The 16,870-nt window shown below is 71.5% G+C and carries 20 protein-coding genes and 2 pseudogenes; 14 read left to right on the forward strand and 8 right to left on the reverse strand.

Annotated features, from left to right (window positions below; genetic code table 11):
• Positions 1-54 precede the first annotated feature (54 nt).
• The 4 genes from ACL06G_RS00645 to ACL06G_RS00660 all read left to right on the forward strand — a co-directional run bounded on the left by ACL06G_RS00645 (position 55) and on the right by ACL06G_RS00660 (position 1,988).
• Positions 55-513, forward strand: a complete 459-nt coding sequence (locus ACL06G_RS00645; protein ID WP_412835164.1) for a PH domain-containing protein — start codon at positions 55-57, stop codon at positions 511-513.
• A gap of 360 nt (positions 514-873) precedes the next feature.
• A complete protein-coding gene (locus tag ACL06G_RS00650; protein ID WP_412784798.1) occupies positions 874-1,149 on the forward strand; it encodes a hypothetical protein in 276 nt (91 codons plus the stop codon).
• 168 nt (positions 1,150-1,317) lie between these two features.
• Positions 1,318-1,557 (forward strand): ribbon-helix-helix protein, CopG family, encoded by a 240-nt coding sequence (locus ACL06G_RS00655; RefSeq protein WP_412784797.1) that lies wholly within the window; start codon positions 1,318-1,320, stop codon positions 1,555-1,557.
• Entirely contained in the window at positions 1,554-1,988 is a 435-nt protein-coding gene (locus ACL06G_RS00660) for a PIN domain-containing protein (protein WP_412784796.1), read from the forward strand. The genes ACL06G_RS00655 and ACL06G_RS00660 overlap by 4 nt, the downstream gene beginning before the upstream one ends.
• Before the next feature lie 185 nt (positions 1,989-2,173).
• Here ACL06G_RS00660 and ACL06G_RS00665 read toward each other — a convergent pair whose 3' ends face one another.
• The 4 genes and pseudogenes from ACL06G_RS00665 to ACL06G_RS00680 form a co-directional block, all read right to left on the reverse strand.
• A complete protein-coding gene (locus ACL06G_RS00665) occupies positions 2,174-2,578 on the reverse strand; it encodes a DUF4265 domain-containing protein (RefSeq protein WP_412784795.1) in 405 nt (134 codons plus the stop codon).
• A gap of 78 nt (positions 2,579-2,656) precedes the next feature.
• Positions 2,657-3,155: pseudogene (locus ACL06G_RS00670) on the reverse strand (transposase).
• Positions 3,156-3,319: 164 nt separating this feature from the next.
• Positions 3,320-3,724 carry a PIN domain-containing protein gene (locus ACL06G_RS00675; RefSeq protein WP_412784794.1) on the reverse strand — a complete coding sequence of 135 codons (405 nt, stop codon included), beginning with the start codon at positions 3,722-3,724 and terminating at the stop codon, positions 3,320-3,322.
• Entirely contained in the window at positions 3,721-3,972 is a 252-nt protein-coding gene (locus ACL06G_RS00680; protein ID WP_412784793.1) for a type II toxin-antitoxin system Phd/YefM family antitoxin, read from the reverse strand. The genes ACL06G_RS00675 and ACL06G_RS00680 overlap by 4 nt, the downstream gene beginning before the upstream one ends.
• 41 nt (positions 3,973-4,013) lie before the next feature.
• On the opposite strand from ACL06G_RS00680, the gene ACL06G_RS00685 reads away from it, so the two are divergent.
• The 3 genes and pseudogenes from ACL06G_RS00685 to ACL06G_RS00695 form a co-directional block, all read left to right on the forward strand.
• On the forward strand, positions 4,014-4,184 hold the full coding sequence (locus ACL06G_RS00685; protein WP_412784792.1) for a hypothetical protein: 171 nt from the start codon (positions 4,014-4,016) through the stop codon (positions 4,182-4,184).
• A gap of 273 nt (positions 4,185-4,457) precedes the next feature.
• Positions 4,458-4,682 carry a hypothetical protein gene (locus ACL06G_RS00690; RefSeq protein ID WP_412835165.1) on the forward strand — a complete coding sequence of 75 codons (225 nt, stop codon included), beginning with the start codon at positions 4,458-4,460 and terminating at the stop codon, positions 4,680-4,682.
• A gap of 94 nt (positions 4,683-4,776) precedes the next feature.
• Positions 4,777-5,109: pseudogene (locus tag ACL06G_RS00695) on the forward strand (hypothetical protein); the annotation flags it as partial.
• Between the two features lie 40 nt (positions 5,110-5,149).
• On the opposite strand, the gene amrS reads toward ACL06G_RS00695, so the two are convergent.
• Positions 5,150-6,586 carry an AmmeMemoRadiSam system radical SAM enzyme gene (gene amrS / locus ACL06G_RS00700; RefSeq protein WP_412784789.1) on the reverse strand — a complete coding sequence of 479 codons (1,437 nt, stop codon included), beginning with the start codon at positions 6,584-6,586 and terminating at the stop codon, positions 5,150-5,152.
• A gap of 292 nt (positions 6,587-6,878) precedes the next feature.
• On the opposite strand from amrS, the gene ACL06G_RS00705 reads away from it, so the two are divergent.
• The 5 genes from ACL06G_RS00705 to ACL06G_RS00725 all read left to right on the forward strand — a co-directional run bounded on the left by ACL06G_RS00705 (position 6,879) and on the right by ACL06G_RS00725 (position 11,873).
• The gene (locus ACL06G_RS00705; RefSeq protein WP_412835166.1) at positions 6,879-7,832 is read left to right on the forward strand and encodes a DMT family transporter; all 954 of its coding nucleotides are present in this window, start codon (positions 6,879-6,881) and stop codon (positions 7,830-7,832) included.
• Between the two features lie 449 nt (positions 7,833-8,281).
• On the forward strand, positions 8,282-9,448 hold the full coding sequence (locus ACL06G_RS00710; protein ID WP_412784787.1) for a calcium-binding protein: 1,167 nt from the start codon (positions 8,282-8,284) through the stop codon (positions 9,446-9,448).
• Between the two features lie 96 nt (positions 9,449-9,544).
• Positions 9,545-10,315 (forward strand): LamB/YcsF family protein, encoded by a 771-nt coding sequence (locus tag ACL06G_RS00715; protein WP_412784786.1) that lies wholly within the window; start codon positions 9,545-9,547, stop codon positions 10,313-10,315.
• Positions 10,312-10,971, forward strand: coding sequence for a 5-oxoprolinase subunit B family protein (locus ACL06G_RS00720; RefSeq protein ID WP_412784785.1), 660 nt, complete (start codon positions 10,312-10,314; stop codon positions 10,969-10,971). Before ACL06G_RS00715 ends, ACL06G_RS00720 begins: the two co-directional genes overlap by 4 nt.
• Complete coding sequence (locus ACL06G_RS00725; protein WP_412784784.1) at positions 10,968-11,873, forward strand: 5-oxoprolinase subunit C family protein; 906 nt, start codon at positions 10,968-10,970, stop codon at positions 11,871-11,873. Before ACL06G_RS00720 ends, ACL06G_RS00725 begins: the two co-directional genes overlap by 4 nt.
• 56 nt (positions 11,874-11,929) lie before the next feature.
• Here ACL06G_RS00725 and ACL06G_RS00730 read toward each other — a convergent pair whose 3' ends face one another.
• Positions 11,930-12,265: a YnfA family protein gene (locus ACL06G_RS00730; RefSeq protein ID WP_412784783.1), complete on the reverse strand. Its 336-nt coding sequence runs from the start codon at positions 12,263-12,265 to the stop codon at positions 11,930-11,932.
• 251 nt (positions 12,266-12,516) lie between these two features.
• On the opposite strand from ACL06G_RS00730, the gene ACL06G_RS00735 reads away from it, so the two are divergent.
• The gene (locus ACL06G_RS00735; protein WP_412784782.1) at positions 12,517-12,939 is read left to right on the forward strand and encodes an ATP-binding protein; all 423 of its coding nucleotides are present in this window, start codon (positions 12,517-12,519) and stop codon (positions 12,937-12,939) included.
• A 62-nt stretch (positions 12,940-13,001) separates the two neighbouring features.
• Here ACL06G_RS00735 and ACL06G_RS00740 read toward each other — a convergent pair whose 3' ends face one another.
• Entirely contained in the window at positions 13,002-13,490 is a 489-nt protein-coding gene (locus ACL06G_RS00740; protein WP_412835167.1) for an LURP-one-related/scramblase family protein, read from the reverse strand.
• Positions 13,491-13,556: 66 nt separating this feature from the next.
• Here ACL06G_RS00740 and ACL06G_RS00745 point away from each other — a divergent pair, with 66 nt between their 5' ends.
• The gene (locus ACL06G_RS00745) at positions 13,557-15,410 is read left to right on the forward strand and encodes an NHL domain-containing thioredoxin family protein (protein WP_412835168.1); all 1,854 of its coding nucleotides are present in this window, start codon (positions 13,557-13,559) and stop codon (positions 15,408-15,410) included.
• Positions 15,411-15,510: 100 nt separating this feature from the next.
• On the opposite strand, the gene ACL06G_RS00750 is transcribed toward ACL06G_RS00745, so the two are convergent.
• Entirely contained in the window at positions 15,511-16,812 is a 1,302-nt protein-coding gene (locus ACL06G_RS00750) for a M18 family aminopeptidase (RefSeq protein ID WP_412784779.1), read from the reverse strand.
• Positions 16,813-16,870: the final 58 nt, after the last annotated feature.

Here is a 16,870-nt window from a genome sequence, read left to right on the forward strand (position 1 = left end):
CCAGCCACGGCCCGTGCTACCCGAGGCACCGCGGCTCGTGGCAGGATCCCGGACATGAGCGACAGAGCCGAACTGACATTCGTGCCACCAAAGGGCAGGCAGTGGGTCGTCTCCCTCATCGGGGCCGCGGCACTCGCAGCGACCGCCGTTCAGTGGTACACGGTGGGGTCACTGACGGACGAGTGGATAATCTTCACGCTTTGCTTCGGCATCCCCGCCAGCATCCTGCCGCCCTACATGGCCCATGTTCAGCTGCACGTCGACGCAAACGGCCTGCGCATCCGAACGCCACTGAAGAGAAGCTACATTCCCTGGCACGACGTCACGGAAGTCCAAGTCACCGTGGAGACGGCCTGGGGCTTCGAAATCCGCCGCGTCACACTGCTGCTGCATGGTGGGCGGACACGGAAGCTGCCGGTGCCGTACGACAGGTCCCCCCGATCATTGGACCCACACTTTGACCTCAAAGTGGCGCAGCTCCGCGCGCTCCACCGGGCCACCGCTCGGCCATAGCGCGGCGGTGCACCAGATGCGCACCAGGAGGAGCGGTAAACGGCGGTCAAGGCGGGTCACGTGGGTACGGGCAGTAGCAGTGGCATCGCGGCGTCTCGCAGCTCAGCTACCCAACGAGCCCGGTCTGCACGGTGATTCCCAAGCTTCCGTACGGGTCCTCATGGTTGAACCGTCCTGCAAGGACTGAGGTTTCCTCAGCGAAATGATCTTCGCGAAGTGGTGGGTTGATCTTCCCGGGTGTGGCGTGATCGGACACCGAGTCACCCTGCCGCAGGCAGACGTGAAGCCCCTGGTAGGACCGTTCTCACCACAAGATCGTCCGACAACACCAGAGGCTTCACATTGGTCACCTGTGTTGCCATGCTCGACGTCCCCCGCCACGTGCTGGAGTACCTCTCGCGCCTGCTGGCAGGGCAGCGGCGCATCATCGGCACCCCGAAGGGTTCGCGCGCGGTGGGCACCTTTCGTCAGGCGGTCCTGGTGCTGCGCTGGTTCCGTGAGCGGGCCTGTGTGCACTGCCTGGCCCGGGACGCGGGCATCTCGCAGGCCACCGCCTACCGCTACCTGCACGAAGGCATCGACGTCCCGCTCGGTTCAGCGATCGGGACGTTCCGGGCCAGGCCCAACGGCAGGTAGGAGACGGTTGAACTCGACCGGCCGCCCGTCCAGCGGGTAGCGGCGCCGGCGGGCGAGGGCCCGGCTTCGACCGAATCCTGCAGCGAGGCGCATCGACCAGCGCCCATGGGCGACCAGAAGGCCGGATCATCACTTCGCCCCGGGTTATGGCAGAGGTACCATAACCATATGCCTTTGAAGAAGACGACCGTCATGGTCGACGAGCAGGATCTCGCACTGATCAAGGAGGCAGCCGCACGAGAGGGACGATCGGAGTCGGAGTACTTCCGGGAGGCGTTCCATCTCGCGGCCCTTCGCACCCGTCGGTGGGACGAGGACTGGGACATCCCGAGCCTGGACTTCGGCGGCCCGGTCACCGCCGACGAGATCGACCGCGCGGTCTCGGACGGAGTGGCGGATTCCGAGTGATCGTCGTCGGCGATACCTCCGGGCTGGTGGCCGCCCTCAACACCTCGGATCCTGAGCACGAAGCCGCTCGGGCCGCCATGCGGCGGGCAGCACTCACCGTCGTCTCACCGCTGGTGATCCTGGAGATCGAACACATCACCACCCGGAACGTCGGCCGAAAGGCCGCCTACCGGGTGAACGACTGGCTGCTGGGCCAGGAACGAACCGGACGCTTGGCCGTCCCCGAGGCGTCCGCCGACACGCTGCGCAAGGCTCGCCTGGTTCAGAACCGCTATGCGGCCCTACGGCTGGACCTGACCGACGCGGTGAATGTGGTCCTCGCCGAGGCCTACGACACCGACATCATCCTGACCCTCGACCGCAGGGATTTCAGAGCCATCACCCCACTCACCGGAACCCACGCCTTCCGACTTCTCCCCGACGATCTGTAGTTCTCCCGGCCCTGTGTGCCGGATCCGTGCCGGACGGGACGGTCGGTCGCGGTCGACGAAAGAAACACGGAGATGGGCGGCCCGGCTGCAAGGGTTGTTGCTGCAGCTCCGCGAGCATCCCGCCCCATCAGCCACCCGTGCTTCCCACGCTTAGTACTCCTCACAGAATGAACGTTCGGGTCACGTCAGGTATCGATCTCCCAGTGCAGGGCGCCCATCTGCGCGGGTGCTTCGAGCACCTCCACGAGGTCTGTGGGATCGGTGCCGGGTGGCAGGTCCACTGAGAGGTATGTGCCCTGCAGCCACTCATGCGGCAGATCGGCTTCGACGACCCTGTCGTGCAGGAGTTCGTGCAGCTGGTCGCGGTCCGGATGGTCCACCACGAGCGCGACGCGCAGGATCCGGTGGCCGGACTTCTGCACCACCGAGGCGACCACTTGGTTGCTGTCGACGGTCACCACATCGAGGTAGCAGAGTCCGTAGGCGAAAAAGGGCAAACAGGCCACCTCGAACCTGTCCCCGGGAAGCTGGCAGGTCCACAACTGCTCGCGCCAGCCATCCTGCCGGCCCGATAGATCCGCATGGACCATGTAGTTGGTGGGGCCGCGGCCGATGGGGTTCTTGTGCGTGATGATGGCGATGGGGGCCTCCTCGAGCCGGTCTCGACGTCACGATCTTGCAGCAGCACCTGCTACTGGAACGCGGCGGGCTTTGGTGAGCCGTCTCCAGCAGATGAGCGCGCAGGTGAGGAAGGCTTCGTGGATGTCGTCTCGGATCTCCCAGCGGATCCGTAGGCAGCGGAACCAATGAAGGTGGCCAATGCGCGCTCCACGATCCAGCGTTGTGTGCCCAGTCCGGAGCCGTGCTCGGAGCCGCGGCGGGCGATCACCGGCTTCACGCCGAGGTCCCAGACCAGGCGGCGGTACTTGTCGTGGTCGTAGCCGCGGTCACCCAATACCACGTCCGGTCGGCGCCGAGGCCGAGTTCCTGCGGCAGATGTTCCCAGGCCATCCCGGTGTGGAGCACGAACAAGATGCCCTGGAACACCAGCCGATCCGGATGCCGCTTGCGCCCTGGGTACCGGGTCCGCCGCTCGACCTTGGGCAACAGCGGCTCGATCACCGCCCACAACTCATCGTCGACCTCCCACGGCTTCGGCCGCGCCACTCCGCACCCCCAGATCACTCGTCCCAGAGTGATCCATCACCTCGAAGATCATTTCGTTAGGAGTTCTTATGGTGGGGTCGATTCCCGTCGCCCGCTCCACCGGCGAAGGCCCGGGTGAGCGACCTGGGCCTTCATGTGTCCGAACCCCTCCGTAGAGCTCGGAGCTACGGGGTGGGGATCATCTCCATGGCCACGCCGGGTAGTTCGTCGAAACTCGCCCTGGCGTCGGTGGTCACCACAGTCCGGTTCGTTGCGACTGCGGTCGCCGCGATGATCAGATCGTGCGCACCACGCGGCTTGCCCAATCTGCGGGTGCACGCCAGCAACCGGGCATGCACACGTGCCACGTCCAGCGTGTAGTCGTCCACCGGGACTACGGCCAACACCGCGTCGACAAATCCCTGACGACGGCGCGTGGCCGACTCGTCCGCCGCGAGTTCCACGCCCTGCAGCAGTTCAGCCGCCGTGACGGCGGCGATGGTGATGTCGTCATCGCGAGCGCGCAACAGCTTGGCCAGCTCGAAGCCGCCGCGATCGACCGCGACAAGGGCACCGGTATCGAGGATCACCCTTCCCACGGGTCCTCCAGAGTCAGCAGCTCACGCGTCTCCAGCACGTCGGACGCGAAGTCTTCGTCGAGAGTCGCAGCGTGCGCTTCCAGCACATCGGCGAGCGCAGCACCATTCCCGCTGGGCGCGGGGCCGAGGATCGCCAATCGTCTGCCGTTGCGAGTGATCACGATGGTTTCCCCGTGCTCCGCCTGGTCCAGCACTGAGGCGAAGCTCCGGGATGCCTCGCTTGCACTCATCGTCCTCATGAATTCAGAATATCAGAAACTCGGTGGTAGGTGAGGGTCAGATGCCATGGCCACCCCTGGTGACCGACATCATCCTGACCCTCGACCGCCGGAGCTTCGGAGTCATCACCCCGCTCCTCACCGGCAACCACGCCTCCCGGTCGGGCCGAGAGCGGCAGGTCACCGTTTCGACCGCAGCCCCCGGCCACGGCCGTGCTCTCCGGGAACCATGACCGGTGGCAGAGTCCATGACATGGGTGACAGTCCGGTGCTGACATTCGTGCCGCCGGAGTCCCGGTGGTGGATCGCCGTCGTCATCGGGGCGGCGACACTCGCGGCGACCGCCGTACAGTGGCACGTGGGGGAATCACTGGCCGACGAGTGGCTCCTCGTCGCGGTCTGTTTCGGCATCCCTGCCACGATTCTGCCGCCCTACTGGTCCCGCGTTGAGGTGCGGGCCGACGCACACGGCGTGCGCAGCCGAACGCCGCATTCCCTGGCACGACGTGGTCGACGTCCGCGTCACCGTGGAGACCGCCCACGGCTACGACATCCGCCGCGTCGCACTCCTGCTGCATGGTGGGGGTACCAGCAAGCTGCCGGTACCGCACGACCGGTCTCCTCGAAGCTACGACCCGCACTTCGACCTCAAAGTGGCCCAGCTCCGCGCGCTCCACCGGGACGCCGCTCGGTCAGAGCCCGACAGCGCACCGGACGGGACCGAGGGGTGAGCCGCCGCCGGGCGCTGCATGCGGTTCCCGCCACAGCGTCGCCCGGCCGGTGGCCCGGGTGCCGATCGGAGCGGTCTGTGGACAGAATGGCGGCATGACCGCACCACCGCCCGCGCGTCCCGCCCCTCACGGCTCGGTGCTGTCCCTGTGGTCGAAGGACTCGGTGCTGTCCATCGGCTCGGTGGGGTCGGTCCTGTCGATCGGATCCGTCGGCTCCGCCCTCTCCGTCGGCTCGGTCGGGAGCACCCTGTCGGCCGGCTCGATCGGTTCCGCCCTGTCGCTGATCTCGGCCGGATCATGGCTGAGCACGGGATCCCTGCTGTCCGCCCAGTCGCAGTGGTCGGTGCTGTCCTGGCGATCCTCGCGCGGCTTCCTGTCCGCCGGAGCCGTGGGGGCACTGGCCGGAGCCGGCTTGCTCCTGGCCCGGACAGCCCACGGACCAGGTGCGACCGGCCGGCTCGCGTCCCTCAGCGGCGTGTGCGGGCTGTTTCGAACAGCGGCAGCGGCGTCACGTCGCCGCGGGCGACGCCGGCGGTGACGTCCTGGGTCGGGAAGTGCGCCCGGTCGAAGACTTCGTGCAGGCTCGACGTGCACTGGGGCGGCACGGCGACCTGGAAGCCGAGCTCCTCCGGGGTCGACTTCGCCGCGATGAACCGGTAGCTCTCGCCGGCCTGCAGCCTGATCGCCGACCACTGCCGTCCGACCGCGGGGTCGCCGTAGCGCCGTTGGTAGAGGGTGGTGGCCGCGTCGGAGCCGTTGGACACCTGGACGTGCGAGGCCTGCACATCGCCGTGCCAGTCGAAGTTCGCGACGTCGAAGGTCGTGTCCGACGGAAGGTCGGGAACCTGCTCCCGGTGGCCCGTCTGCGCCAGGCGCTTGATGTTGGCGTCCGCTCCGCAGCCGACGCAGGCGCCGCTGTCGGTCAGTCCGATCATGTCGCCGTTCATGCCGTACCGGGTGACCTGGAGGACGCCGCAGTGCCGGCACCAGGTGCTGGTCGAGTCCGTGTCGTAGACGTTGCCCACGTAGACGTGGTGCAGCCCGGTGTCGAGCGCGACCCGTCTGGCTCTCTCCAGGCGCTCCACCGGCGTGCGCGTGGTGGCGGTCATCTTGTAGTCGGGGTGGAAGCGTTCGAAGTGCGTCGGGACCTCGGGGCCGAGCCGTTCGCCGACGAAGTCGGCCAGGGCGCGGGCCGTCGTCTCGTTGTCGCTCACGTCGGTGACCATCAGTGTGGACACCTCGAGGTGCTTGCCGGCCCGGTATATCTGCTCGACGCCCTCCAGCACCGGCTCGAGCCATCCCTTGGTGAGCCTGCGGTAGTAGGCGGGGTCCATCGACTTCAGCGAGATCGCGAAGTAGTCGACGACCGGCAGCAGTTGCTCGATGGCCTCGCCGGTCATGAAGAGGGCCGACTTGAAGACGCTGACGATGCCCTTCTGCTTGGCCAGTTTCGCCGTCTCGATGACGAACTCGTGCCACACCGCAGGGTCGTTGTACGTCCAGGAGAGCACGCGGATGCCGTGGCGGACCGCGATGTCCACCAGTTCTTGCGGCGTGTAGTGGTGCACGTCCTTGTCGTCGGCGTGCCTGGCCTGCGACGTCTTCCAGTTGTGGCAGTAGTCGCAGTTCAGCATGCAGCCGATGGGCCCCATGGACAGGATGCGGGCGCCGGGTTCGACGTGGAAGATGCCCTCGGTCTCGATCGTCTCCTCGGTGGCGTGCACCGAGCGGCCGAAGTTCAGGCTCACGAGCCTGCCGTCACGGTTCGCGCGGACCATGCAGAAACCGTGCTGGCCGGGTCGTATCCGGCAGTTCCGCGGACTCAGGTGACAACGGACGACGCCGTCGTCGAGACGTTCCTCGAGGTGCGCCGGGTAGGGCTGGTCCTGCCACCGCTTCGTCATCCCAGTACTCCGATCGGCTGGTCGATGATGATGCGAAGGCGTCGGGACCGGCCGCATGCACGAGCGGAATGTCGGACCATCATCAACATCGTGTGAGGTATTGGCCGAAGATCTTCCCGGATCCTAAGCAGAGGAATACCGTGCTGACCATCGTCCGGACGGACTCGGCTTCCGTCGCTCTCCGACGGACGGCGCCGGGGCGACCCCGCACGGCCGGAGCGGCCGGTCACCGGCACTCGATGACGGACGCCGCACGCTGTCGCGTCGGCCGAGGGGGAAGAGGGTGACGCGTGTGACGACTCCGGACGCGGAGTCGCGGGCCGGGCGGAACGCGGAGGCCACGGAGGCGCCCGCGGAGTCCGCGCCGGGCAGCGGTGACACCCCAGGCACCTCCGTCCTCGCGCTCGTCGCGGGTGTGGCGACAGTGGTCATGTGGGCCTCCGCGTTCATCGGCATCCGTGTCGCCGTCGACGACCTGACCCCCGGCGCCCTCGCTCTGGCCCGCCTGCTGATCGGCAGCATCGGACTCGGAACCGTGGTGGCGTTCCGCCGCAGCCGGCTGCCGCGGCGCGCGGACATGCCGCGGCTGCTGGTGTGCGGCGTGCTGCTGTTCGGGGTCTACAACGTCGCGCTGAACAGCGCAGAGCAGCGGATCGACGCGGGCACGGCCTCCATGGTGATCGCGCTCGGCCCGGTGATCCTCGCGGTGCTGGCCGGGTTCCTGCTCAAGGAGGGCTTCCCGCGGCCCCTCCTCATCGGCGGCGCCCTCGCCTTCTCCGGCGTGCTCCTCATCGGTCTCGCGACCTCCCAGGAAGGCCTCCGCGCCAGTCTGGGCACGCTGCTGGCACTGGCGGCTGCCGCCGCCTACGCGGGCGGCGTCATCGCCCAGAAGCCCCTGCTCCGCGACAACTCCGCGCTCGTCATCACCTGGCTGGCGTGCCTGATCGGCTCGGTGCTGTGCCTGCCGTTCCTGCCTCAGCTCCTGGACGGCCTGGCCGCGGCCGACACCACGACCATCGGCTGGACGCTGTACCTGGGCATCTTCCCGACAGCCGTGGCCTTCACCACCTGGGGATACGCCCTGGCCCGGTCGACGGCCGGACGCACGGGCGCCCTGGTCTACCTGTCCCCACCGATCGCGGTGTGCCTCGCGTGGCTGGTCCTCGACGAGGTCCCGCCGTGGCTGGCCGTCGTCGGCGGCGTCCTCGCCCTCGCCGGAGTGAGCTTCAGCCGCCGCTCGGCCTAGCGCCGAACGGCGCAGACGCACCCTCGGGTACGGCACCGGCGGTGCACCGGATCGGTCAGAACGCCACTGCCGACCTCTCCCCACGGCGAGCCGGGCAAGGTGCTCCCGGGGCCGAGCACAGAGCACGGCATCGGCGACGTCGCCCGGACACCCTTCGCAGAGCGACCGGACCCGGGCACGGCGCGCACTCCGCCGTTCCGGCCGGCCGACCCGGGCGGTTCGTCCGGCCCGTCCTCACCCCGTCGGCCGTCGGCGGGACGTGTGGCACCGGTGGGCCGATCGGCTGGAGGTGCCGCCCGGCGCGGGAGTCCCGCCCGCGCAGCGGTCATCTCTCCGCCTGACATCGGACGGACAGCCCGAACGGGAGTGTGAGCAGGATGCCGGGTGACAGAGGGCCTCGCGGAGCGGACCGGCGGTTGGGCAGGGCCGCGCGGCGTACGGCGACAGCGGTGCTGGCATGTCTGGCCGTGGTCGCACTGCCCGCCGCGGGCGGCCACGCGGCGGGCGCGGACACCGGGAAGGCACGCACCTGCTTCGGACGGACCGCGACCGTCAGCGGCCTGCAGGGGACGCCGGGCGACGACGTCATCATCGGCACCCCCGGTGACGACACCATCCACGGCCGTGGCGGCGACGATCTGATCTGCGGCCTCGGCGGCGTGGACACGCTCGCCGGTGGCCCCGGGAGGGACGCGCTGCACGGCGGTGCCGGACCGGACATCCTGGTGGGGGACGTGCTGCGGCTCTACAAGGACGTCCACGGCGGCGAGGCGGACCGCCTCTACGGCGGCCGGGGTCCGGACGAGCTCATCGGCGACAGCTACTCGGTGCACCGCAACGCCTCCGGCGGCGGACGCGACCGGCTCTACGGCGGAGCCGCGTACGACGTGCTGATCGGCGACAGCAAGGGGCAGAACGCGTCCGGCGGCGGCCCCGACCGGTTGGCGGGTGCGGGCGGGGACGACCTGCTCGTCGGTGACTCCGTCGCGGAGGACGGCAACGCGCGCGGCGCCGGCAACGACGTGCTGCGGGAGGGCCGCGGCGTGGGCGGGGCGGCCTTCGGCGACAGCGTCGCCTTCCTGGGGAACGTGTTCGGCAGGGGCGGACACGACATCGTCGATCTCGGCGCGGACGGCGGCACCTTCGGCATCGGCGACCACCTCGCGCCCGACGGCACGGCGACGGGAGCCGGGCACGACCGGGTGCTGGGCGGCAGCGCCGACGAGATGCTCCTGGTCGGTGACAGCTCGGGCGTCGGACGAACCGGCACGGCGGCCGGCAACGACCTCGTGCGCGGCCGCGCCGGGGACGACGTCCTGTTCGGCGACAACCTCGACAACGACGCCGTCCGCACCATCGGCACCGCCGGCGGGCGCGACCGCCTCTTCGGCGGCGCCGGCCGCGACACCGTCGACCCGGGGCCGGGACGTGACCTGCTGAACGGCGGTGCGGACACCGACGACTGCCGGGCCGCGTCGCCGAGGGACGTCACCCTGTTCTGCGAGTCCGAGCTGCGTCCCCTGAACCGGCCCGGCCTCCTGCGCCGCGACACGGCGGTCGCGGAAGCCCGGGCGCACGTGCGCGAAGCCCTCACCGGCGGCGTCACGCGGCGCTGACCCGCGCAGCCGCCGCGGCAGCCGGACCCGACGCGTCGGGTCCGGCTGCCGGACGCTCGGTTCCCGGACGTTCCCATTTCGCGTAGCTTGCCGAGGATGAACGCCACCGGGACGACGATCGATCTCAACGCCGATCTCGGCGAAGGCTTCGGCCGCTGGCAACTCACCGATGACGACGCACTGCTGGACACCGTGACCAGCGCCAACGTCGCCTGCGGATTCCACGCGGGCGACCCGCCGACGATGCGCCGGGTGTGCGAGCAGGCCGCCGCCCGCGGCGTGGTGGTGGGAGCGCAGGTGTCCTACCGCGACCTGGCGGGTTTCGGGCGCCGCGCCATGGATGTCCCCCGCGCCGAACTCACCGCCGAGATCGCCTACCAGCTCGGTGCACTGGACCTGTTCGCCCGTGCCGCGGGCACCCGCCTCGGCTACGTCAAACCGCACGGCGCCCTCTACCACCGCTGCGTACGCGACGAGGAGCAGGCCGCCGCCGTGGTGGCCGCGATCCTGCTCGGCGGCACCCGGCTTCCGGTGCTCGGCCTGCCCGGCTCCGCACTGCACGCTGCCGCCGAGGACGCCGGACTGCCCGCGGTGACGGAGGCGTTCGCCGACCGCGGCTACCGGTCCGACGGCACGCTGGTGCCGCGCGGCGAGCCGGGAGCTGTGCTCGACGACCCGGACCGCGTCGTCAAACGCGCCGTGGGACTCGCCCGGGACGGGACCGTCGACACCGCGGACGGCCGCACCGTGCGCATCCGCGCGCAGTCGCTGTGCGTGCACGGCGACACCCCGGGCGCCGCCGGTCTCGCCCGCCGCGTGCGGGACGAGTTGACCGCCGCCGGAGTCACCCTGCGGGCCTTCGCATGAGCCGTGCGGAACCCGGCCCGACCGCGGCGCCCGTCGTGCTGCCCGTGGGGGACGACGGACTGCTCGTCGAACTCCCCGCCCCCGACGACGCCCGGGCGTTCCACGCCGAACTGCTGCGCCGCCGCGCGCGCGGCGCGCTGCCACCGGTGCGCGAGATCGTTCCCGGCGCCCGCACCGTGCTGCTGGAGGGCCTGGCGGAACCCGGGCGGCTGGCGGCCGAACTGCCCCGCTGGGAGGTGCCGCCGGCGGGCAGCGCCACCGGGGCGCTGGTGCGCGTCCCCGTCCGCTACGACGGGCCCGACCTGCCGGACGTCGCGGCCGCGTGGGGAGTGAGCCGCCGGGAGGTGGTGCGGGTGCACGCGGAGACCGAGTTCCGCGTCGCGTTCTGCGGATTCGCGCCCGGGTTCGGCTACCTGGCGGGTCTCGACGAGAAGTACGAGGTGCCGCGCCGCGCCCGCCCGAGGACCCGTGTCCCCGCCAACGCGGTCGGCCTGGCCGGCCCCTACACCGGGATCTACCCGCGTGCCTCGCCCGGCGGTTGGCAGCTCGTCGGCACCGCTCTCGACGTGGTGCTGTGGGATCCCGACCGCAGCCCGGCCGCGCTGCTCGCGCCCGGCACCCGCGTGCGGTTCGAGCCCGTGGCGGGCGCGTCGTGACCGCGAGCGGGACGCCCGCGGCGATCGAGGTGGTGCGGGCCGGTGCGCTCACCACCGTCCAGGACCTGGGCCGCGCCGGGAACGCGCATCTCGGCGTGCCGCGTTCGGGCGCACTGGACGAACCGGCGCACCGGCTCGCGAACCGGCTGCTGCGCCAGTCGGAGCGCGCCGCGACCCTGGAGACGACCCTCACCGGCTGCACTGTGCGGGCGCTCGTTCCGACAACCGCGGTGGTCACGGGCGCCCCCGGTCCCGTGACGGTCGACGGCCGGCCCGCACCGTGGGGCGCGCCGGTCCGGCTGGCCGCGGGCGCGGTGCTCGACGTGGGCGCGGCGACGCACGGCCTGCGCGCGTACGTCGGCCTGCGGGGCGGTGTGGACGCCGAGCCGGTTCTCGGGTCCCGGTCCACCGACCTGCTGTCCGGCCTCGGGCCCGCGCGAGCGGCCGACGGGGACCGGCTGCGTCTGGGGCGTCCGCCCTCTGCGGCCGGGGGAGCCGCCGGGGGAGCTCTCGGCTGCGGGGTCGTCGGCGGGGTGCACCGGGGGCGGTTCCTGCGGGAGTTGCTGCTGCCGGTGGTGCGCGGGCCCCGCCATGCCTGGTTCACGGCCCGGGCGCTGCGCACGCTGACCTCGGCGGTCTACCGGGTGTCGTCCGACAGCAACCGCATCGGGCTGCGGTTGGACGGCCCTGCGCTGGAGCGGGCGCGGGAGGGGGAACTTCCCAGCGAGGGCATGCCGCTGGGGGCCGTGCAGGTTCCGCCGGAGGGACGCCCCGTCGTCTTCCTGGCCGACCATCCGGTGACGGGCGGCTACCCGGTGGTCGGCGTCGTTCCCGGCAGGGCGCTGTGGGCCGCGGCGCAGGCCGTGCCGGGCACGCCGGTGCGCTTCGTTCCCGCCGCGTGAAGCGCCGCGTCGGGCGCGTGCGTGGTGCCGGGAAAGAGGGCCCCCGCATGGGGCGTTCAGCCGCCGCGCGGGGCGTACATGATCAGGGCGACTCCCAGCAGGCAGACCAGTGCGCCGAGGACGTCGTACCGGTCGGGGCGGAAGCCGTCCACGAACATGCCCCAGGCCAGCGAGCCGGCGACGAACACGCCGCCGTAGGCGGCCAGGACCCGGCCGAAGTGCGCGTCCGGCTGGAGCGTGGCGACGAAGCCGTACGCGCCCAGCGCCAGGACGCCCGCACCGGCCCAGGCCAACCCCCTGTTCTCGCGCACTCCCTGCCACACCAACCAGGCCCCGCCGATCTCGAGCAGCGCGGCGAGTGCGAACAGGGCGACGGAGCGGAGAGCGGTCATGGGTCCATGGTGGCGCATCCGGCACGACCCACGGTGGTGACGGTCCGTCACACCGGCGCAGAGCGCAAAGGCGGACGGGGCACGCAGAAGTGGACATTTTGTGAACTTTCGCCTCCCGCTCACGTTTCGCGGCTGCGGGGACGGTTGACCGACGCCGCAGGGGGAATGACCCCCGTTGCATGCGACAGGCCGACCGCCGGCGACCGCACCGGCCGAACACCGTCCGTGACCGCCCCGAGGAGGACTGACGAATGCACGCGAGCAAGCGCCCCGCATGGCGCACTGCACGCGTCGAGTACACGCTTCCGCGCGCGGACGCCTCCGCGCGCTGGGCCCGGCGCCTCACCGCGGGCTTCCTCAACGGCTCCCGCACCCCGCCGGAGGCGGCGCTGCACATGGACGAAGCGACCCTGGTCGTCTCCGAACTGGTCACCAACGCGACCCGCCACGGCGACAGTCGCTGCCGGCTGCGGCTGAGCACGGCGCCCCGCTCGCTCACCATCGAGGTGCACGACGACAGTTCGGGACGGCCCGTGCTCCGCACCGCGACCACGGACGGCGAGAGCGGACGCGGCATCGCCCTGGTCAGCTGTCTGGCCCGGCATCTCGACGTGACCGACCACCCCACCGGCGGCAAGACCGTGCGCGCGGTGCTCGACGCCCCCCTGGGCTGAGCCGACGGCCCGGCGTCCGGGGCGTACGGCACCTGCCGCACGCCCGTGGCGGCGGGCGGGATCTACTCGTCGTCCTCCTCCATCAGGCGGTCCACGCACACCGCGACCGCGATGAGCACCACCGGGTCCGCGTCCTCCTGCTCGACCTGCACGGCGTAGGTGTCGCGCACCCGGAACCACTTGCGGGAGACCCGGGCGAGCCGCCGGCCCTCGTACTCGATGTCGTACTCCTTGCCGAGCAGATCACCGCGAATCTCCAGCTCCTCGCCGTTCGCCAGTTCGGCGCGGTAGACGCTGCGCATCGGCGTGAGCAGCTTCTCCCGCACCGTGGCGATCACCTCGCCGTCCCGCTCCACACGCATGGTGTCGCGGAGACTCACGGCCTTCTTCCGGATGACGGCGAGGACGCCGCCCTCGCGGTCCTTCAGTTCGAAGGTCTCCCGCAACCGCAGGGCCTTCCCGTCGACGAGGAAGACACGCTCGCCGTGTTCGTCCTCGACCCAGAAGTCCTCACCGATCCCGAACACGCGTTCCCTGACCAGGTATCTCATGCTCCGCCCGTACCCCGTCGACGGGCTGCTCACCGTCCTCCGCCCGAGAATGGCACCCTTGGAGCCATGAACGACGACCCACCCGCACCCGCACCCCGTCGCGCCCGCGTACGCGCCCCCGAGCTGGCCGGACGCGGCGGCTGGCTGAACACCGGCGGCGAGCAGCTGACCCTCGCCGACCTGCGGGGACGCGTAGTGGTGCTCGACTTCTGGACGTTCTGCTGCGTGAACTGCCTGCACGTCCTGGACGAGCTGCGGGAACTGGAGCGCAAGCACGCGGACACGCTGGTGGTCGTGGGGGTGCACTCGCCGAAGTTCGTCCACGAGGCGGAGCATCGGGCCGTGGTCGACGCGGTCGAGCGGTACGGGGTCCACCACCCGGTGCTGGACGACCCGGAGCTGACCACCTGGAAGCAGTACGCCGTCCGGGCCTGGCCCACGCTCGTGGTGATCGACCCCGAGGGCTACGTCGTGGCGCAGCACGCGGGCGAGGGGCACGCGCACGCGCTGGAGACGCTGGTGAGCGACCTGGAGGCGGAGCACGCCGCCAAGGGCACACTGCGGCGGGGCGAGGGGCCGTACGTGCCGCCGGAGCCGGAACCGACCGCCCTGCGGTTCCCGGGGAAGGTGGTGCGGCTGCCGGGCAGCGGCCACCTGCTCGCCTCGGACACCACCCGGCACCAGCTGGTGGAACTGGCGGCGGACGGGGAGACCGTGCTGCGCCGCATCGGCACCGGTGAGCGGGGATTCGCCGACGGAGCGGCCGACGAGGCGTGCTTCAGCGAGCCGCAGGGGCTGTTGGTCGTGTCGGAGGGGGAGGGCGTCCTCGTCGCGGACACCGTCAACCATGCGCTGCGCTCGTGGGATCCGGCGACGGGCCGGGTGACGACGGTGGCCGGGACGGGCCGTCAGTGGTGGCAGGGCTCGGCGACCTCGGGTCCGGCGCGGGAGGTGGCGCTCTCCTCGCCCTGGGACCTGGCCCGTTTCGAGGACCGGGTGTGGATCGCCATGGCCGGGGTGCACCAGCTGTGGACGTACGACCCGGCCCGCGGCACGGTCGCGGCCGCGGCCGGTACGACGAACGAGGGCCTGGTGGACGGCCCGGTGGCGCAGGCGTGGTTCGCGCAGCCCTCGGGGCTCTCGGCGGACGACGACCGGCTGTGGGTCGCCGACTCCGAGACCTCCGCGCTGCGGTGGGTCGCGCGGGAGGACGGCGCACTCGTGGTGCGGACCGCCGTGGGCACCGGTCTCTTCGACTTCGGTCACCGGGACGGCGCCGCAGAGCAGGCGCTGCTCCAGCACCCGTTGGGTGTCACCGCCCTCGGCGACGGTTCGGTGGCGGTCGCGGACACCTACAACCATGCGCTGCGCCGGTTCGACCCGGCGACGGGCGAGGTGACGACGGTGGCGACGGATCTGCGGGAGCCGTCCGGTGCTGTGGTGGTGGACGAGGACATCGTGGTGGTGGAGTCCGCGCGGCACCGGCTGACGCGACTGCGGCTGCCGGAGGAGGCGGTCCGCGTCGCCGCGGTGGCGCACCGCACGCAGCGGGCGGCGACGGAAGTGGCGCCGGGCACGCTGCTGCTGGACGTGGTGTTCCGGGCGCCGGCGGGGCAGAAGCTCGACGAACGCTACGGACCGTCCACGCGACTGGTGGTCGGCGCCACGCCGCCGGAACTGCTGTCCTCGGGCGAGGGCACGGACACGGCGCTGTCCCGCGAGCTGTCCCTGGCCGAGGGCGTGACGGAGGGCGTGCTGCACGTGTCGGCGATGGCGGCGTCCTGCGACGACGACCCGGACAACCCCTACCCCGCCTGCCACATGCACCAGCAGGACTGGGGAGTTCCGGTGCGCGTCACCGAGCAGGGCGCGGACCGGCTCCCGCTGGTGCTGGCCGGCATGGACGACGCGGGCGCGTAGCGGGGGCGACGGGCTCACCGGGGTCGACCGGGGCGCTCGACAGGCGTGCGCCACCGGCGCGTTGCACGCCGCGGTGTGCAACGCGCCGGTGCGGTCGGGCCTATGCGGTGAGGAAGGCGCCGAGTGCCCCGGCGAGGAGGTGCGGGTCGTCCGAGCCGCAGAGTTCGCGCGCGGAGTGCATGGAGAGGATCGCGACGCCGATGTCCACGGTGGAGATGCCGTGCCGGGCGGCGGTGATGGGGCCGATGGTGGTGCCGCAGGGCATCGCGTTGTTCGACACGAAGGTCTGCCAGGGCACGCCGGCCCGTTCGCAGGCGGCCGCGAACACCGCGCGGCCGGTGCCGTCCGTGGCGTAGCGCTGGTTGACGTTGACCTTGAGGATCGGCCCGCCGTTGGGCATCGGGTGGTGGCCGGGCTCGTGGCGTTCCGCGTAGTTGGGGTGCACGGCGTGGCCGGTGTCGGAGGAGAGGCACACCGTTCCGGCGTAGGCGCGGGCGCGGTCCTCGTAGCTGCCGCCGCGGGCGTGGACGGAGCGTTCCAGCACGCTGCCGAGCAGCGGGCCGTCGGCGCCGGTGTCGGACTGGCTGCCGTTCTCCTCGTGGTCGAAGGCCGCCAGCACGGGGATGTGGTGCAGGTCGCCGCGCTCGGCCGCGGCGGCGAGGGCGGCGGCGCCGGCGTGGACGGAGAGCAGGTTGTCCATCCGCGGCCCGGCGAGGAGTTCGCGGTCGCGTCCGAGGTAGGCGGGCGGTTCGACGCTGTGGACCATGAGGTCCCAGCCGGTGACGTCCGCCGCCGCCAGGCCGGCCTCCTCGGCCATGAACGCCACGAGTTCGCCGTCGGTCGGTGTGCCCAGGCCCCAGACGGGCGTCATGTGGCGCTGCTTGTCGAGCTTGAGGCCTTCGTTGACCTGACGGTCGAGGTGGATGGCGAGCTGCGGTACGCGCAGCAGCGGCCGGTCGGCGTTCACCAGCCGGGTCGTGCCGTCCCGCAGGGTGAGGCGGCCGGCGAGGCCGAGGTCGCGGTCGAGCCAGGTGTTGAGCAGGGTGCCGCCGTAGATCTCCACGGCGATCTGCCGCCAGCCGTTCGCGCCGGTGTCCGGGAGGGGCTTGACGCGCAGGTTGGGGGAGTCGGTGTGGGCTCCGACGATGCGGTACGGGGTGGCTGCGGCGGCGCCTTCCGGGACGTACCAGGCGATGATCGCGCCGCCGCGCAGCACGTACTTTCCGCCGGGTGCGGCGTCCCAGATGTCGGATTCGGCGAGCTGCCGGAAGCCGGCCTTCTCCAGCATCCGCGCCGCGGAGGCGACGGCGTGGTAGGGGGTCGGCGACTCCGCGAGGAACGTCATCAGGTCGTCGGTGTGACCGCGGTCGAAGCGGGGCGCGTCGTGACTGGCATTGCTCATGGTGCTCAGCATACGAACGCCGCGGCGGCCCGCTCCCCCCGACCGGGAGCGGGCCGCC

Source organism: Streptomyces callyspongiae (genome assembly GCF_047200695.1).
In the GTDB taxonomy this organism is placed as follows: Bacteria; Actinomycetota; Actinomycetes; order Streptomycetales; family Streptomycetaceae; genus Streptomyces.

What these genes read in the sequence shown, in the direction of transcription:
- ACL06G_RS00685 (WP_412784792.1), top strand. Translation starts at nt 4,014, where the DNA reads ATGCCATGGCCACCCCTGGTGACCGACATCATCCTGACCCTCGACCGC.
- ACL06G_RS00750 (WP_412784779.1), bottom strand. Translation starts at nt 16,812, where the DNA reads ATGAGCAATGCCAGTCACGACGCGCCCCGCTTCGACCGCGGTCACACC.
- ACL06G_RS00735 (WP_412784782.1), top strand. Translation starts at nt 12,517, where the DNA reads ATGCACGCGAGCAAGCGCCCCGCATGGCGCACTGCACGCGTCGAGTAC.
- ACL06G_RS00730 (WP_412784783.1), bottom strand. Translation starts at nt 12,265, where the DNA reads ATGACCGCTCTCCGCTCCGTCGCCCTGTTCGCACTCGCCGCGCTGCTC.
- ACL06G_RS00745 (WP_412835168.1), top strand. Translation starts at nt 13,557, where the DNA reads ATGAACGACGACCCACCCGCACCCGCACCCCGTCGCGCCCGCGTACGC.
- ACL06G_RS00645 (WP_412835164.1), top strand. Translation starts at nt 55, where the DNA reads ATGAGCGACAGAGCCGAACTGACATTCGTGCCACCAAAGGGCAGGCAG.
- ACL06G_RS00715 (WP_412784786.1), top strand. Translation starts at nt 9,545, where the DNA reads ATGAACGCCACCGGGACGACGATCGATCTCAACGCCGATCTCGGCGAA.
- ACL06G_RS00650 (WP_412784798.1), top strand. Translation starts at nt 874, where the DNA reads ATGCTCGACGTCCCCCGCCACGTGCTGGAGTACCTCTCGCGCCTGCTG.
- ACL06G_RS00680 (WP_412784793.1), bottom strand. Translation starts at nt 3,972, where the DNA reads ATGAGGACGATGAGTGCAAGCGAGGCATCCCGGAGCTTCGCCTCAGTG.
- ACL06G_RS00665 (WP_412784795.1), bottom strand. Translation starts at nt 2,578, where the DNA reads ATGGTCCATGCGGATCTATCGGGCCGGCAGGATGGCTGGCGCGAGCAG.
- amrS (WP_412784789.1), bottom strand. Translation starts at nt 6,586, where the DNA reads ATGACGAAGCGGTGGCAGGACCAGCCCTACCCGGCGCACCTCGAGGAA.
- ACL06G_RS00720 (WP_412784785.1), top strand. Translation starts at nt 10,312, where the DNA reads ATGAGCCGTGCGGAACCCGGCCCGACCGCGGCGCCCGTCGTGCTGCCC.
- ACL06G_RS00740 (WP_412835167.1), bottom strand. Translation starts at nt 13,490, where the DNA reads ATGAGATACCTGGTCAGGGAACGCGTGTTCGGGATCGGTGAGGACTTC.
- ACL06G_RS00655 (WP_412784797.1), top strand. Translation starts at nt 1,318, where the DNA reads ATGCCTTTGAAGAAGACGACCGTCATGGTCGACGAGCAGGATCTCGCA.